The organism is Streptococcus sp. CF7_Ac1-12, from assembly GCF_024295905.1.
GTDB lineage: Bacteria > Bacillota > Bacilli > Lactobacillales > Streptococcaceae > Streptococcus > Streptococcus mitis_AP.
This window is the reverse complement of record NZ_JANCPG010000018.1, coordinates 1-17,650: the sequence shown is the minus strand read 5'-3', so window position 1 is coordinate 17,650 and position 17,650 is coordinate 1. Positions and strand designations below refer to the sequence as shown.

Annotated in this window: 11 protein-coding genes and 1 pseudogene; 1 reads left to right on the top strand and 11 read right to left on the bottom strand. The window is 36.7% G+C overall.

Features of this window, described 5'->3' with window-relative positions; translation table 11 throughout:
- The first annotated feature begins 16 nt into the window (after positions 1–16).
- Positions 17–376, top strand: coding sequence for a DUF3397 family protein (locus tag NMM17_RS08530; protein ID WP_000367214.1), 360 nt, complete (start codon positions 17–19; stop codon positions 374–376).
- Between the two features lie 184 nt (positions 377–560).
- On the opposite strand, the gene NMM17_RS08525 is transcribed toward NMM17_RS08530, so the two are convergent.
- The 11 genes and pseudogenes from NMM17_RS08525 to NMM17_RS08475 form a co-directional block, all read right to left on the bottom strand.
- Entirely contained in the window at positions 561–869 is a 309-nt protein-coding gene (locus NMM17_RS08525; RefSeq protein WP_254754248.1) for a hypothetical protein, read from the bottom strand.
- Between the two features lie 286 nt (positions 870–1,155).
- Positions 1,156–7,725 (bottom strand): S8 family serine peptidase, encoded by a 6,570-nt coding sequence (locus NMM17_RS08520; RefSeq protein ID WP_254754247.1) that lies wholly within the window; start codon positions 7,723–7,725, stop codon positions 1,156–1,158.
- Between the two features lie 587 nt (positions 7,726–8,312).
- A complete protein-coding gene (locus NMM17_RS08515; protein ID WP_000760750.1) occupies positions 8,313–9,098 on the bottom strand; it encodes an ABC transporter permease in 786 nt (261 codons plus the stop codon).
- Between the two features lies 1 nt (position 9,099).
- Positions 9,100–9,918: an ABC-2 family transporter protein gene (locus tag NMM17_RS08510; protein WP_254754246.1), complete on the bottom strand. Its 819-nt coding sequence runs from the start codon at positions 9,916–9,918 to the stop codon at positions 9,100–9,102.
- A 1-nt stretch (position 9,919) separates the two neighbouring features.
- A complete protein-coding gene (locus NMM17_RS08505) occupies positions 9,920–10,912 on the bottom strand; it encodes an ATP-binding cassette domain-containing protein (RefSeq protein WP_254754245.1) in 993 nt (330 codons plus the stop codon).
- Between the two features lie 316 nt (positions 10,913–11,228).
- The gene (locus NMM17_RS08500; protein ID WP_254754244.1) at positions 11,229–11,774 is read right to left on the bottom strand and encodes a histidine phosphatase family protein; all 546 of its coding nucleotides are present in this window, start codon (positions 11,772–11,774) and stop codon (positions 11,229–11,231) included.
- A gap of 51 nt (positions 11,775–11,825) precedes the next feature.
- A complete protein-coding gene (locus tag NMM17_RS08495) occupies positions 11,826–12,758 on the bottom strand; it encodes an alpha/beta fold hydrolase (RefSeq protein ID WP_254754243.1) in 933 nt (310 codons plus the stop codon).
- Between the two features lie 118 nt (positions 12,759–12,876).
- Complete coding sequence (locus NMM17_RS08490; protein WP_001018999.1) at positions 12,877–13,758, bottom strand: class II fructose-bisphosphate aldolase; 882 nt, start codon at positions 13,756–13,758, stop codon at positions 12,877–12,879.
- 140 nt (positions 13,759–13,898) lie between these two features.
- Entirely contained in the window at positions 13,899–15,227 is a 1,329-nt protein-coding gene (gene vncS, locus NMM17_RS08485) for a sensor histidine kinase VncS (RefSeq protein WP_254754242.1), read from the bottom strand.
- Positions 15,224–15,880, bottom strand: a complete 657-nt coding sequence (gene vncR / locus NMM17_RS08480; protein ID WP_254754241.1) for a response regulator transcription factor VncR — start codon at positions 15,878–15,880, stop codon at positions 15,224–15,226. The genes vncS and vncR overlap by 4 nt, the downstream gene beginning before the upstream one ends.
- 160 nt (positions 15,881–16,040) lie before the next feature.
- A pseudogene (locus NMM17_RS08475) lies at positions 16,041–17,650 on the bottom strand (hypothetical protein); the annotation flags it as partial.

Sequence of the window (17,650 nt, the reverse complement as noted above, 5' to 3'; positions counted from 1 at the left end):
TTTTTTATGATACAATATGGATATGATTTTAATGAAATTAGCATCTATTTTATTATTGATACTGACTTTAGTAGTCTGCATTATCATAACCAAACTTTTTAGATTAAAAAAACTAGGACGAAACTTTGCGGATTTGGCTTTTCCAGTCTTGGTATTTGAGTATTACCTAATCACAGCTAAAACCTTTACCCATAATTTCCTCCCTAGACTAGGCCTAGCCCTCTCACTCCTAGCCATTATTCTCGTTTTTTTCTTCCTTCTGAAAAAACGCAGCTTTTACTATCCTAAATTCATCAAATTCTTCTGGCGTGCAGGATTCTTAGTGACCCTTGTCATGTATATCGAGATGATTGTTGAATTGATGGCTCAGAAATAAAAAACTAAATCGAAAACACCTCAATCAAACTAAATACAGTGATTGAAGTGTTTTTTCTTTATATCTTTTTTAATAATTCTTATACTCAATGAAAATCAAAAAGAAAACTAGGAAGCTAGCCACAGACAGTACTCGAGTACGGCAAGGCGAAGCTGACTTAGTTTGAAGAGATTTTCGAAGAGTATTATTTTCCTTCTTTATCAGGAAAGATAAATCCAATACCAATGCAAGCTAGAACACCTGCTCCAATTACCAAACCACTTGAAATTGGCAAAAGTTCCAAAATTGCATTGGCAATAATAAAGGCAATAATCAAACACATCAGACTAGCCTTGTAGTCTTTTTTCAAAAGATTCTCTAGAGTGAAAAAGAGGAACAAGCCTACTGGAATCAATGACCAAAGGTTAACATTCAAACTTGGCCATCCAACAGAAGCAAAATACAATACTATCGCTGCTGCTACTAAAAATACAATCCCCAATAATTTTTTCATTTTGATCTCCAATTTCTTTTTTAGGAACTTGAGTTGTCTAATACTGCCCCCCTCACGTCCTTTACACAAATCATTATAGCAGAGCCCAGTTTCAAGAACAAGCTCTGTTGCCTATCTGGTCTCTATCTCGGTCTAAGTGGTTGAATAGTTAAGATAAAATAAGGAAACAGGGGAAAACTATCTTCCAAATAAAAAGGAATTAAGCAACCAAACGCTACTTAATTCCTTAAAATTATCTCATCTCAGTACATAAACCATTTTTTCATCTATAGCTTTTGTCTTCATCTTAATCTTTTTTCTTCAATCCAAGAAATACACCTACAGTAAACATTATTCCAGCAATGAATGGTGTAAAACCTTCTCTAACTGTTCCGGTTTTTGGCAATCTATCAGAATTGTTAGTATCCGATTTACTATCGATATTGGTATGTTTATTAGCTATAGTCTCTGGTTCATTAAGATAAACTCCCTTCTTATTTTCAAAGTTTTTATCATTTTTATCAGGAACTGTAGCTGTAACATCCTTAGTTGAATCAGATTTTTGACTTTCGTCTAATTGACTATAATTTACTTGTACAGGAACTGTAGCTGTGACATCCTTAGTTGAATCAGATTTGTGTGAATGATTTGCTCTTTGTAAGTCCTCTTTTCTATGACTTTGATTTAATTGGCTATGGCTTACCTGTTTGTTATCTTTCTTTTTCGATTCATCAAAAGTAGGTTTATTTTCCTCCTCCTTTTTCTCCTCTATTTTCTTGAATAGAGGTTTTATAAGGGTATCTTTTGACACATTAATAACATAACCTGCATCTTTTTTCCCTTCGACACCAGAAATTTCCCAGCCATCAAATTGATAGCCTTTTTCTAATTCACCCTTATAGACAGGTAAAATGAAATCTTCTTCCGACACTATCGTTGAACTCATTTCTTTTCCATTTTGAATGGTCACAGTTACCATCTGAGGTTTTAGTTCGCTCACCTCTCCCGTATCTTTGTTTAAAATGAATTCTTTTACAGTTGTATTTCTTGCAAAATCTTTTACAAGAATCTTAATGTTTAGTGTCTTATCTGTTAGTTGTTTAATATCATCAAATGATTTGTATTCTTTTCCATTTACATAAATATGTTTGTCTTGAATCTCACCATCGAATCCATTATTTCTTTTATCATTGATGTTAAAGACTACAGATTTTCCATCAGCATATTCAATACTAGTATTTCCCTTAGGATCAATGTTTACTTCTGGTTTAACATTATCATATAAAAATTGATAGTGTACTCCAACCGCTTTCGCATTCAAATCGCTATAGCCAGTTTGAAGATAAACATTTCCATCCATATCTGTTACCTTATCTGGGAATCCGTTTGCTTTATAGTCTTTCATTCCCCAGTCCATGATGTCACCGTCTTTAACATTAAGCTTAATGTTAAAATCTCTAGTGTTATCAATGTGTAAATCTCCGTAGATTAAATAATTATCTACAACCGATTCATTAACTCTCAACTCCCAGTTAAAACCACCCTTATCAGAAATCTTACCTCTTAAATAAAATTCTGGATTTCGTACATAAATTTTATTAGATTTAGATGGATTAAAGTAGTTCTTGTCCATTGAAAGGTTTACTGGTTTTGCATCAATAAATAACGTAGAACCATCTTCTTTTATAGCTTCTATATTGGATTTATCCTCCCCAGTGTACTCTTTACCATCCTTACCAAATAATACAAGTTTAGAAGGATCTGTTACAAGATTTCCATCTTTATCGATTGCCTCCCCTTTATCATTCATTTTAAAGGTAAACACTTGATATCTTACAATGTTAAAGCCGTCCAAAGCCGACATTAATACAGCTTGAGTACTTCTTCCATCTTCAACATTTCTACTATCAGTATAAATTATTTTTTCTGAAAGGACTCTTAGATTAGGATTGGTCTTTTGTATTTTTGCTATATCTTCCTTGCTATAGACTCCATTTCCTTCTAACATATCCGTTTTTCCAGGATTATAGGTAGTCACTTTTAGTGCATAGCCTTTTCTTAGAATGATGTTGTCTTTTAACAGATATTGTTGTTTTTCTGAATCAGAATAGATTTTACCAGATTCCATTTCCGTTAAATTGTTTGGTTTGTTTTTTGAAAGATCTCCTTCTCCTAATTCTATTACATTCCCATAACTTGATGCATACGGATATTCTGCTTTAGTTTCCTTATTTTTATCAGGCATTCTAATTTTAGTTTCAGCTTTTATCTGATCATCATCTTTAACAAAGAATCTCATATCTCCTGCAAAAGCTAATCCATCCACAATATCATTAATATTAGCGTATAAATCAAATGTCATCGTTTTTGAGTGGGAATCATACTTAGTCGTTTTGATTTCTATAGATTTATAGTTATTGCCATAATATACCTTGGCATTTTTAGAAACATTACTGATTTTTCCAAGAATTTCAAAGTGTCCATCTTTAGACGGGCTTAGAACACCATAAATTTTTGATTTGATTTCGTCAAGTTTTTCAGTTTCATATTCTAAGGCGCTACCATCGTCATAAGCAATGATATTTCCCTTATCATCGTATTTATAATCGTATTCCTCTGTTCTCTTACCAGTTTCACTTGTAAAGTCATCAACTTCTCTAAATTTCTTTTTAATGAGTTTCTTTAAGTCTTTGCTTTCAAAATCTCTAATTGTTGAAATAGTTTTATGAATAGTCAAGCTAGATTTTTCTTCGATAGACTCTTCATTGTCTTGATGATTTTCTTCCTCAGTTGTATCTTTTTTAAGACTATCCTCTTTTCTATTTTCTAAATTTTTAAATTTAGATTCGGCAATCTCGCCAAGCTTTTGGTAGTTAGATGAATCTTGATCAGGATCTACTAGATAGTAGGAAATCATCCCCTTTTCATCAGCATGATCATCAAATTTAATTCTATGAATCTTTGTGAAATTGCTAGAGCCATCTAATGCAATGACTTCAATGATTTTTCCTCTTAAATCTCCTGCACCATTAATTTCATAAATGGTATTTCCGTCTTTGTCAAGTTTTCTATTTCTTCCTTGACCCTCACCTGCATAAGTTACTTCAAGATTTTTCTCAACCTCTCCATCTTCATTAACAAGAGCGGCGCCAGCATACCAAACTTCGTTTGCAATCTCGTCAAATTTTTCAGGATGTTCTTTTTGATCTCTCGCAAATAGCGTTTCATTCTTATACTGATCTTTTACCTTATGATAAGTATCCTTTGTAATCAACTTAATTTTTTCAGGATTTGAAAAATCAACCGAAACAATCTTAGGGGCTGTGTTATCAATTTTTACAGGAATATAGGAAACCTGCCATGGATAATCTTTAGTTAATCTATATTTAAATTTATAGAAATATTGACCTTCCGCAATCGGTTCAAATTGACCTCTTATCTTAGTAGCAGGATCTTGGTTATCCTTACTTTCTGGTGCATTTTCTTCTCGACCTCTAGGGTTATAGATGAGTCCATCCCACTTCAAATCACCCCAAACTTTTAGTTTAGAAGATTTGATTCCCTTTGCATCATTTCTCTTAGAGTTTAAAATTCCTTTAATAAAGTGTTCTCTCGAAATGACTTTTAAGTCTATTTGATTTTCTCCCTCTTTATTTGTATTTACTATTGAAATCATTCCTTCTTCTGCACTTCTTAATACAAGTGGAGAAGGTGTTAATCCTCTCTCAAGTTGAGCATCTTGAGGATTTCCATTTGAATCTAAAGGATAAATTTTAGCAATGTTAGAACCACTTGATGATGGTGCGTTGATCCCTTCGTTATTGAAAGCAAATAATTCTGGATTTTGATCTAGAGATGTTGTATTTTTATCTTTTCTATTTTGTATAACTCCTGCTGGGTTAAATTTATCTATACCATGTTCTCCACCAATTCCCTTATTTAAGGTTCCTGGAATTTTTGGTTTACCATCATCATCATAACCTTCCATTGTTTTTGATTTTGATCCTTCTTCCCAGGCCCATTTATCAAGGATTGGTTCTTTATTCCAATCCCCAGCAAATCCCATTAGAGGCATCGATAAAGAAGGTTGGAAATTTGTTTTCTTCCCGTTGGAGTTTAGAGCTTCCATTTCTTCCACTGACTCAAAATGAATAAATGATTCTACAAATTTATTTTTATTTTTAGCCTCTCCAACGTTTATAACCGCATTTAAATCAAAGCTAGAGTTTGGGCTTATAGTGAAAGTGTCATGCTCAAATGTGATATTTGCTCCTTTGATTTTTTCTGGGTGAATTTCTGGAACAATTTGCTTCCCATCTGGGGATTTTTCGTCTTTATATGTTTCATCCAGTTTTAGTCTATCAGTTAGAGAATCTGTAGTTATAGCTGATGCTGAAACTTTAAAGGTCAAAGGTCTGTTTGATGTATTGTGAAGCTTAATTGTAAAGTATTTTTTATCTCCTTTTATTTCTTTAAGAGAAATAGAACCATAAGAGTTTACCAAACCTTTAGAATCCTTGTTTTTGAAAGTCGCTACGACTTCATTTCTCAAAGCATTGGCCACATTAATTAGACCTGCTCCCTGCTGTCTAGGTGATGCAAAGTATTGGCTTTTTTCTTTCCAAGAAGTCGCATCCATCATAGGTCTTGCAGTATTTTGTAGGGCTATTTTTGTAAGACTCGTAAGGTCTATTTTGTCATCTCCCTCAAGATTTTTCAATACAGGTCTTTCAAGCATTTCCTTTAACTTTGGTCTGATCAAAACAGTAGAAGCTGCCACGATTGGAGTTGCCATACTAGTTCCTGACATATAGCCATAAGTTGATTTCCCATTAATGACATTGAGAGTGGATTTAATATTTTTACCTGGCGCTGAGACATCAGGCTTTAAAAGCAAATCTGTTCTCGGTCCCCAAGATGTAGATCCTGCTGGAACTATGACATCTTCTTTATACAATTCTTTGTCTGTGTCAGGTGCAAACTTAAAGTCAATCTCTTTTTCGTCACCTACATTCGGTTTATTAGAATTATAGCTTGCCATATCGATTGGATAGTATTGCTCCAATTTATCTTTGAAATCTTCCTTATTATTTCTTTTAACTTCAGTTTTTTTATCAGGACTAATCATGTTCCATAGCTTTACACCATCATCTCCTGAAATTGAAAATACTTGACTAGTAGTTCCTTCATCCTCCTCATATCCCATAGCTGGAAGCTCTGTCCAATTATCTCTATTGTAGTAATTGACAGTATTTACAACCATAATGCCACGTGCGCCCTTATCCGTAGCTCTTTTAAAAGCATCTTTTAAATCCTTGGTATAAATTCTATCCATTACTGCAATTTTGCCCTTAAGATCCAATCCTATCAAATCTTGATCTTGACCTTTGCCTATATATACAAATTTCAATTTATCAGGAGCTTTTGAACCATCTTCATTTGTTGTGATTTTATTCTTATCGAAAAAGGCCCCTATATTTCTGTATTTAAAACTTTCTCCACCTATGTTGACTTTATCAAACTCAACTGTTTGATTTTTAGCAGATGCGACCGCTATCGCATCTTCATGTGCTGCAGTTCGCGTTACATTTCCAGTGTCGGTCATTTTCAGATTATTATTTGCTACTAAATCCCATGAAGAACTTGAAGCAGAAGTCGCATAGTTACCCGTAGCTACAACCATTGGAATGCCTGCTTTTCTTAACGCTCTAATAGCTTCCCAATATTTCTCACCTACAAGACCTGTTCCTGTAAAACCAGATGATACCGAAACAACATCAACGTTGTGTTTGATGGAATCTTCAATAGCATGAAACATTGTTTCATCTCCTGCGAAGCCAGATCCTGCGTCAGAGTACATTTTATAAGAGAAGATCTGTGCATTAGGAGCAATTCCATCTATTCCGTTAAAGTTTTTAATATCTTTTTCAGTATCATTTCCCGCAAGAATCCCTGCAATATGCATCCCATGTGGATCAAAATAATCGCTTCCATCATCAGCTTTTTCTACAGTAATTTTACCACCATTATAATAATTGAAAGCATGAGGGATTTTATCACTCAACCAGAAATTTTTATCAGTACCTTTTAAGTCTTCTTTTTTGAATCTCATTGAGCCTTTAGCATCATCATCAATCCTCATGGCCTTATGCCTATAATCTGTCCCGGTATCGATATTTGAAATGACCATACCCCGACCATCAAAATTTTTACCAAATGGAGCATTGATAGACTTTAGGTAATCAATTGCCTCTTCAACTCCAATTTCCTTTCTAGCATGATTCATCATTGGTTGGACTTTTTGTGATCGTTCAATCGATGAAATACCTTCTATTAGTTTAATTTTGTCCAGATTATCTGGAGTTGTTTCTATTGCAACACCATTAAAAACCGTATCATAAGTATATAAAACTTTTGTATCCTTAAGATTTGATAATTCCTTGATTGCTTTTTCTCCAGATTCTTTATCTTTAAATTCAGCAATATAGACAAGTTTATCCTCTTTTTTGGGACTTTCTGGGTCTTTCCTTGCAGACGAGTCCGCTTTATCTTCTTGGGATTGATTGGAATTTTCTTCTTTGATTTTTTCTTCATTGCTAGTTTTGTTATCTATCACAGATTCTTTACTAACAACTTCTTTTTCCTCAATAACCGTTGTTTTCTTCTCTTCAATATCCTTTGAAGTTTCTATAGCATTATGAATATTTTCATCTCTCTCTTTATTCTCTGTTTCCTTCTCTACTACTACTTTTTCTTTATCAGAGATATTTAAAGTATCTTCAGAACTAGGTGTATCTGCTAGGATTACCTCATTAGGGACATATGCTGCTAAAATAACTGCAGCTGTGGTTAATGACAATACTGTACTTTTTTTCATTTTAATTCCTTACATATTTATTTAACTTCCAATAGATAGAAAACTTTAACTTTGCTAGCCTTTGTTATAAAAAGTTTTACTAAGTATCATCTAGGAAATAGAGTAGTACATTTATATATAATTGTTAGCTCTCTGAAAAATAGTATATCAATTAAAAAAATTTAAGTCAAGAAAAATTAACATGCATTAATTTTTTTTTTAACACACATTAAAAATATAGAGTCAAAAACTTTCGTAGTTAGCTGGGGTACATTATCAGAACATTCACACCATCAAAAATAGTAGCAATCAAATTAAAGCACTAGCAACATCACAAAGTCAAATATCATTGATGAAATATCAGCGCTATTAAACAATATAAATAACCGCTAAGAATAAGACTTAACGGTTATCTTCTACATATCTAACTTTTCAAATCCTCAGTCATATGTTCACCTGTGACCTAGACTTTACGACTCTCTTGCTCTACCAACTGAGCTAAATCGGCGATTACACATACAGTATAGCACTCTGAGAATAGGTGTCAAGAAATTTTCATCTCTATTAAAAAAAGCCTGTCCTGAGACAAGGCTTTGATAACATCTATGCTAAGAACCCGCACTTTCGTAGGCATCTAAACCCCTATCCCAAAGTTTAAGGGAAATGACAAAGAAGACAAGGGAAATCAACATCAAACCTCCGATGTTAAAGAACACATCCTTGTCCTGTAAGAAATAGCTAGCAGGATAATAGGCCGTAAAGGCAAATGGCACGATAAAGCTAATCAACCATCGAAGGAGCGAATTGTAAATCGAAATCGGGTACTTGGCAAAGTCATTGAACATATAGAAGATGTAAATCATTGCTCCTGACTGCTTGGTCCAAAAAGCGATACTGGCAGTCGCTATTTTCAAGGAAGTATAGATCAAGGTCGCAAAAGGAATACAGACTAGGAAAATCAGGAATTTTGAAAGAGTCCAAGTAATGCTAGTCACCGTTGTCGCTAGTAAGATTCCACCGACCAAAAGTTCACCCAAGGCATCAATCTGAAAGGTCTCAACGAGGATGTGAAAGAGAGGATTGATAGGACGAGTCAGATACTTGTCAAACTCCCCTTTTCGAACTAGTCGTTGACCTAAAGCCCAGAGATTGTCAAAAAAGAGATGATCTAATCCCTTTGGAATTAAGGAAAATCCATAGATAAAGGCAATCTCTTGAAAGGTCCAACCTTCTAGCGAAGGGATGTGTTGAAAGAGTACATTAAGAAACAAGAGATTCAAGCCTTGAGTCAGAAATACTCCCAGAACACCAACTACAAAATCCACCTTGTATTCCATGATTTGCTTGATGTATTGTCTGATAAAAATCAGATGCATGCGTTGATATTTTTTCATACTAACCTCCTTGAATGGTAATAAAGGACTGGACTCGTTTCCAAATCAACTGAGACAAGCCCACCATCACTAAGAGCCAGAAAAACTGCAAAGCGAGCGCCTGAAGAATCTGATTGGTATCGTATTTCCCAACGATAATCATGACCGGAGTGTAAATCAAGGATGAAAAAGGCAGGAAGGACAGAATATCTGAAACAACCTTTGGAAAGAAAGCCAAGGGAATCAAACTTCCAGACATAAAGGCCACTATGGAAGTCTTGAGTAGATTGGAACCCCAAAGATTTTTAAATACAAAGGCAGAAAAACCAAAGCAGATATTAAAGAAAAAGTTGATCAGGTAGGCTAGCGTTAAGCTAAAAAGATAAAGGACAGTTAATCCCAGCACTTCTACCATCCCTTGCCCAGATACGATTTTCATCAAAACAATGACACTTAAAAATGGCAGTCCAACGCTGATAAAAATCAACCACTTGGAACCAAGCTCAGTGAAAAGATAGGAGGCTGCAAAATGCACTGGTCTCAACAAGCGCATGATAATAGAGCCATCCTTGACCTCCTCCCCAATCATAAAGGACGAATCGGATCTAGTCAGAAGATTGGTCACAAAACTCATAATGATGTAGAGGGTGATATCTGCCATACTAAAGCCCTGAATCAAGGACTCTTGCGAAGAATCAAATACAGCCTTCCAGAGATAAAAAGCCACAAAAGCACCCATGACATCGCCAATCCGATAGAGAATAAAGTTGACTCGATAGGTAATCAGCTCCTGAATCCCTGCATTAATAAAGGGTTTATAACGTCTCCACAATTTGGCCATCTTAGAGCTCCTTTCGGTAGAAGCGACGTATAATGTCCTCGATATCCGTATCCATCATCTTCAAGTCGCGGATTTCAAAATCAGACAGGGTTTGCTTGATAATGTCAGCTGACTGGTAGCGTGAACTATCGAATTCAATGTTGAGGCTATTTCCTTGTCTATCAATGCTCATATCAGGCAGGCCTTCATAGTGAGAAGCGAGATGACTTTGACCTGGTAGCAGTTCAAAGGAGAGAGTCTTCATCTTGCCAAAGGTCTCCTTGAGTTGGCTCACCGTTCCATCAAAAATCTCCTGCCCCTTATCAATCATAAAGATCCGATCACAGAGTTGCTCAATATCGCTCAGGTCATGAGTTGTCAAGAGAATGGTTGTTTCTTCCTCTTGATTGATTTGGGTGATAGCTCGACGAATATTGTCCTTGACCGAAACGTCCAAACCAATGGTCGGTTCATCTAAAAAGAGAACTTTAGGATTGTGAAGCAAGGAAGCTGCAATATCCGCCCGCATCCGTTGTCCCAGCGAAAGAGTTCTCACAGGATCCTTGATAAAGTCCTTCAAATCCAAGACTTCATTCAAAAAGTCCATGCGCTTATGAAAGAGCGAGTCTGGCACATCATAAATCTCTTTTAAAACCGTGTAGGTCTCTTGCAGGGCCAAATCCCACCATAGCTGGGTGCGTTGTCCAAAAACCACTCCAATATCCTTGACATAATCTTGACGATTATCCTGAGGAATCTTGCCGTTAATCCGACAAAAACCAGATGTCGGTTTCAAAATCCCAGTCAGCATTTTAATGGTTGTCGACTTCCCAGCACCATTGGCCCCGATAAATCCTAAAATTTGTCCTTTTGGGACCTCAAAGGTCAAATCCTTGACCGCTTCAAAGGTCTGCTTTTCAGGATGAATAAAGGAGCGCAAAGCCCCCTTCAAGCCCGGTTCCTTAACAGTCTTCACAAAATTTTTCTGAAGATGTTCCACTTCTATCATTGCCATATCTATCTCCCTATGTAAGGAATAGCAACATTGTCTTTTGACTACAAATATTCTAAATCCTTACTTTCTACACCTTCTCAATTCTATTATTACAGAAGGCTTTATACCAACCTATTATAGTCCAATAAAAAACAGAATGCAAGCGTTTGCCTAAAATTTATGAAATTTGAGATTTCTCTCTTAAAGTGATATTTTTAATCAAAAATCATGGCTTAATAGTTTTCTGAAAACATCAAAAAACCTGCACTTAGGGGCAGGCTACTAATTATAAAAAGCAAACTATTTTGATCTATATGATTCACTATTAATCAAAGAACTAATCTTTCATAATTCTTTTCACAATCCCATTTCTATCAATTAGAAAACAATCTGGAAAGGTCATCTGCTCCCATTTTTCATAATCAAAACTGGAATCAAAGTGATGTAGTAGTATTCCTATCAAATTCCCGTGTGAACTAAGTAAAATCGTTTTTTCTGAGTATCTCTCTTCCAATTCCATTAAGAAATTTAGTACTCTAGCTAGTGCATCTTGATTTGATTCCCCTTCTGAAAGAGATTCACTGGGATTTTGCCATAAATATTTAATACTGTCTTCAAACTCAGAATCTTTTATAAAGGTTGAAGATAATTTTCGCTCTCGTAACCGATTATCAAGAACTATTTTATCAAATTGAATTGGCGAACTATTAATCGTTTCAAATGCTCGTTTATAAGGACTAGAAAAATAATAATCAATATTAAAAGAATTCAAAAACTCTAACTGGTCAAGAGATGAAAATCCTTTTTCTGACAAAGTTCTATTAAAATCATCACTTGAAAATCTTGATTGAGCATGTCTAAGTAAAATATAAGAATTATTCATAAGTCATTACCTTTCAATTATTATCATCAGTCTCATTGGATTTTTAAGCCCTCAATTATTCTCTAAAAATTCTTTAATGCGAGAAACAATAGCATCGCTTTGATAATGATAAAGGTCGTGTGGTACATCCATATATATGACTTTCACATTAGGCTGGTCACTCACAAATTCCTCTGCAAAATGCTGCCATTCTGATTGACCAAAATTAGTGCCTTGACCGTTAGACACCAGTAGTAAGGTGGGAATTTTCAGATTGATGCTTGAGGGAACTTTCTTGGCATTTTCCTTTACCGTTTGGGATTCATGAAGCATAGCTTGTGACATCAACTGCTTATAAGCTAGAAGTTTATATTGTTTTCGTTCACTTTCGATCAGAGTTGGATTTTTTATATAAAAGGACTCAGGGAAGTAGCGTAATAAGCCAATCTTGCTACTCCAAAATGCCACAGTGATTAAGGCCTGATTTTGCTTTAAATTCTCATAACTAGATGGCAGTGCCCAATCTAACCCAACCAAGGTTTTCACTTCATCAGGATATTTTTCCTGCCAAGCTAAACTCTCAAGACTAGCCATGGAATGAGACAAAATGATAAAAGGACCTTTGACATTTGCTTGTGAAAGAGCTTGACGTGTCTCAGACAAAACCTCCATCACATCTCTTGAATGATTGTTATCATCACTATAACCATATCCTGCTCGCTCCACGATGACTACCTTATACCGTTTCGATAAGGATTCCGATACTTCTTTAAAGTCCAATATAGGAGAAGCAATACTAGCACCTGAGAGAACTACTATAGTCTCAGGACCATTCCCTTCAACGTAAACATTTATTTGATGTCCATCGACGAGAACTTGTTGTCCCATAGGTGTCAGTGAGGCTTGTTCTTTTTCCAAACTGATACGGTGAAAGATGAATGTAGCCGCTAGAAACAAAAGAATGAAACTAAGAAAGGCAAGACTACATTGTTTTAGTTTTTTCATAGCATTATTGTACAAAAAATAGAATCTTTTAGCAACTTAAGATTGGTTCTTCTACAATATATTCCCACACCAAAAAACCCACCCAATGGGTAGGTTTCATCTGTATTGTTCAACCAGATTAAGCTTTACCTTCTGAACCGAATACGTCGATACGTTCTTCAACTGATGCTTGGATAGCTTTTACACCGTCAGCCAAGAATTTACGTGGGTCGAAGAGTTTTTTCTTGTCGTATTCTGCTTCGTTTGCTTCGTAGTCACGAGCAAATTTACGAGTTGCGTTAGCGAATGCGATTTGGCATTCAGTGTTAACGTTAACTTTCGCAACACCAAGTTTGATAGCTGCTTGGATTTGCTCATCAGGAATACCTGATCCACCGTGCAATACGATTGGGAATCCTGGAAGAGCTTCTGTCAATTTTTGCAAGTGGTCAAGGTCAAGACCTTCCCAGTTTGCTGGGTAAGGACCGTGGATGTTACCGATACCAGCTGCCAAGAAGTCAATACCAGTTGCAACCATTGCTTTAGCGTCTTCGATTGGAGCCAATTCACCTTTACCGATGATTCCGTCTTCTTCACCACCGATAGTACCAACTTCAGCTTCTACTGAGATACCTTTAGCGTGTGCTTTTTCAACAACTTCTTTAGCCAATTTAAGGTTTTCTTCAACTGGAAGGTGTGAACCGTCAAACATGATTGAAGTGTAACCAACTTCGATACACTCAAGTGCATCTTCGTAGTGACCGTGGTCAAGGTGGATAGCTACTGGTACAGTGATACCCATTGATTCAACAAGGTTAGCGATCAAGTTGCGAGCAACTTTGTAACCACCCATGTATTTAGCAGCACCCATTGAAGTTTGGATCAAAACTGGAGCTTTTTTAGCTTCTGCTGCGCGCAAGATAGCTTGAGTCCACTCAAGGTTGTTTGTGTTAAATCCACCAACTGCATAACCGTTGTCACGAGCTGCTTGGACAAATTTTTCTGCTGAAACGATTGCCATTTTATCAGGCCTCCTGTATATTTTTATGGGTCATCCCATTTACATTGTTCATTTTATCACTTTTTGACAAAAAAATCTAGTTTTTCCCGCAGTTTCGATTGAATTTCTTCTAGCTTCATCTATGTAAACCCTTTCCATCCCTAGTCTTGAGCGACTTTTGGAAAAGCTATAAAGAAAGTCAAACGATTCTCCTGCATCTCAAAACGATAAGGTAATTTTTCATGTTCTAATAGACTTTTGACCACAAAGAGCCCCATCCCAGAACCCTTGGCCTTGCGACTAGCATTATCAGAAAAAGACTGAGCCAGTTTTTCTTGTTCTTCAGGACTACAGCTATTCTCGATAAAAAGTTCCCCTTCTCTCTCTCCGATGCGGACCAAGCCGCCTGGAATGGAGTGCTTGATAGCATTGCTGATGAGATTAGACAGGATTAATTTCATCACAGATGGATTTAGATAAGCCTGCTGGTGGTTCAAACTATTGTCAATCTGAAGTTCTCTCTCCTTTGCTAGCAAAGAATAATCTTGAACTAGACTTTGCGTCATCTGGAGGAGATCTATTATTTCCCTATCATCTCGCAATTCCTGCACAGAAGAGAGAGAAAGTATCTGGAGAACGTGGTGATTGAGCTCATCCACAATTCCTAAGGCTACTCCCAGATAGCGGTCTCTATCCTTATAACGACCGATATTTTCTTTCATGTTTTCAATCAGGATTTTCAAACTAGCTAAGGGTGTTTTCAGTTCATGGGAAGCCCCTCGTAGGAATTCGACCTTCATCTTTTCCAGCTGGAGAATAGCTTCATTCTTGTCATGCAAGTCCGCAATGACAGTCAAAAGATGCTGGTAGAGGCTATTGATTTGTTCCTTGAGATCACCAATCTCATCCCTAGAATCCACGTGCAATCGCACTTGGGCATCCAGTTCCATCATTCTACGAGTTACTCGCTTGATTTCCAAAATCGGGGCAACAATGGTCCGAGCATAGATATAGGCTACCAAAAGGGAAATCAGAAAGGATGCCAGCAAGGTATAGGGAAGAAACTGGAGACTGATTTGCTCTGCTTCCTTTTGCAAATCCATGGACGCTAAAAACTGGAGAGTCATGGTACCACCGTCCTGCGTTTTCACCTCGCGCTCCTCGATAAAAAGAGAGGTTGTCTGGCGATCTGTATCCAGAGGAAGGCTGTCCTTTACTTCTAACTTGTCCTCGGTCATCTCGCCCTTGACGGTCCCCTTGATATCACTAGTCTGAGAATACAAGTCTAAGACTTGCTCGATATTCTGCCTATCCTTACCTTCTAGGGACTGGGCAATGGCTGTCGCTTTCTGACCAATGGTTTCCTGACGATGACTCAGATAAGTCGAAGGAAAAAGAAAATAAATAGCCAAATGAAGGCAGATAACCAGAACACTAAATATCGAGAAGGTATAGATAAATATCTTTGTAAATAAACCTGTTCGTTTCATTTTCGCTCCAATTTATAACCAACATTGCGCACAGTGAGGATGCAATCCAAGTCTAGCTTTTTCCGCAGTTCCTTGATATAAACATCAATGACACGGTCAAAGGGAACCTCATCTGTCGCTTTCCATACGGCATCGATTATCTGAGATCGAGTCAATGCCCTTCCTTCATTTTTCACCAGATAGTCCAAAATTTCCAACTCTTTAGCATTAACAGCCACTTCTTGACCTGCTAGGCTGGCACTGTAGCTCTCAAAGTCCACCTTGGTATCCTTATAGGAGAAGATTCGTCCCGTATCATAATAGCGCTTGAAAATCGCGTCTACCCTCACTTTTAAGAGGGACAGAGAAAAAGGTTTTTCCAGATAGCCATCTGCCAGAGAAGCAAAAGCACTCATCTTGTATTCCTCATCCTGAAAAGCGGTCAGCATCAAGACAGGAACCTGACTGATTTTACGAATCTCAGATAGGACTTCTAGACCATTGAGCTTGGGCATCTGGATATCCAGTAAAACCAAGGCTACTTCATAGTTGGAAAATTTTTCTAAGGCTTCTTGACCGTCTGCCGCCTCAATAGTTTCGTAACCGCAATCCGTCAAATAGTCACTGACCCCCTCACGGATCATCTCTTCATCTTCTACAATTAAAATTTTCATACTTTAACTGCTCTCTTTTTTTATTTTTCTTAGAATAAATACCTACTCTATTTATTATAATCTCTTATTGGCCTTTTGTCTTTAAGAAACTTGCTACTAGATAAAACAAAGAGAGCCTATCGCTCTCTCTGCTCACATTTCACTCCCTATGGAATGAAAATTATTTAGTTGCTTTTGAAAATGTTACAACGTAGTTATAATCTTTCCCATTAGCTTGATAGACATAGTCCTCTTTGAAAGTATAGCCACGTTTGCTCAACTCTTCTTTCTTAGCATCAACTTGGCTCTTGACCGCTGCTTTCACCTGTTCAGTTGATAAACCCTCCGCGATTTCAAGAGAAGTTCCATTGATATCTCCTAGGAAACCTGCAATATCTTTCATTTTATCAAAGTTATAAAATACATTTACTTTGACCTTTTGAGGAGCTGGCTGTTCTAGACTTCTACGATTTCTGCTAGCGCGCGGTTGAACTGCTGGAGCCATTCTGAAACCTGAAGTTCCTGTAGCCTCCTTAGTGAATGTGACAACGTAGTTATAATCTTTTCCATTATTTTTAGAGAGATAGTCTTCTTTAACAGTATAACCACGTTTACGTAATTCCTCTTTCTTGGCATCAACTTGGTTCTTGACTGCTGCTTTTACTTGATCATCTGTTGAACCTTCCGCGATTTCAAGAGGAGTTCCATTGATATCTCCCAGAAAACCTGCAATATCTTTCATTTTATCAAAGTTATAAAATACATTTACTTTGACCTTTTGAGGAGCTGGCTGTTCTAGACTTCTACGATTTCTGCTAGCGCGTGGTTGAACTGCTGGAGCCATTCTGAAACCTGAAGTTCCTGTAGCCTCCTTAGTGAATGTGACAACGTAGTTATAATTTTTCACAGTAGTATCTTGTTCAAAAATAATGTCATTTTTCACATAATACCCTCTAGCAGCTAGGTCTTTTATCTTGGCTTGAATTTTTTCTTTTACTAATTCTTTTGCCTGTGCTTCACTCGTTCCAGCAGGAATTGTAACAGTGTTATCTTCTCCTGGGTCAGATAGGAAACCATGAATATCTGGCATTCCAGCGAAGTTATAGCTAATATTTACAGTTCCATCTGGTTCTGATGTTGAACGTGCTACTCTTCTTGCTCTTGCTTGAACTGATGGAGCATTTCTAAAACTTGAAGTCCCTGATGATGTTGTTTCTGGTTGTGGTTGTGCTGTTGGTGCTGATGAGTTATCTGTCCCTTCTGCTGAGGCTGGTTGCGTTGCTCCTGAAGGTGCTTCTCCTGAACCATGTCCTATTGCTGTACTACCACCTTCAATCGTAGTTCCATCATTACGTCCATTTGATAAATTATCTTTATCAAAATTTGGTTTTGTATATTTTTCACCAGATATTTCAAGAGAATTAATTATATTTTGATGTTTTTCTGTAAGTATTAATGCCTCTTCTTCATCTTTAGCATTTTTAATGTCATCTACTGCATTCTTTCTTAACTCATATAATTTTTCTTTTAATTTTTCTTTTTCATCTGGATTTTCAATCTTTTCAATTTCCGCTAGTTTAATATTAACAACTGCATCAATATTTTCTCTTATGCTATCCTGTTTAGTTTCCTCTAATAACTTTTCTTCTTCAGTTTTCGGTTCTGGAGTTACTGGCTCTTCCGCTTTTGGCGCTGGTGTTGCTGGAGTCTCTTCTTTCGGTGCCGGTGTCGATGGCTCTTCCGCTTTTGGCTCTGGTGTTGCTGGAGTCTCTTCTTTCGGCGCTGGTGTTG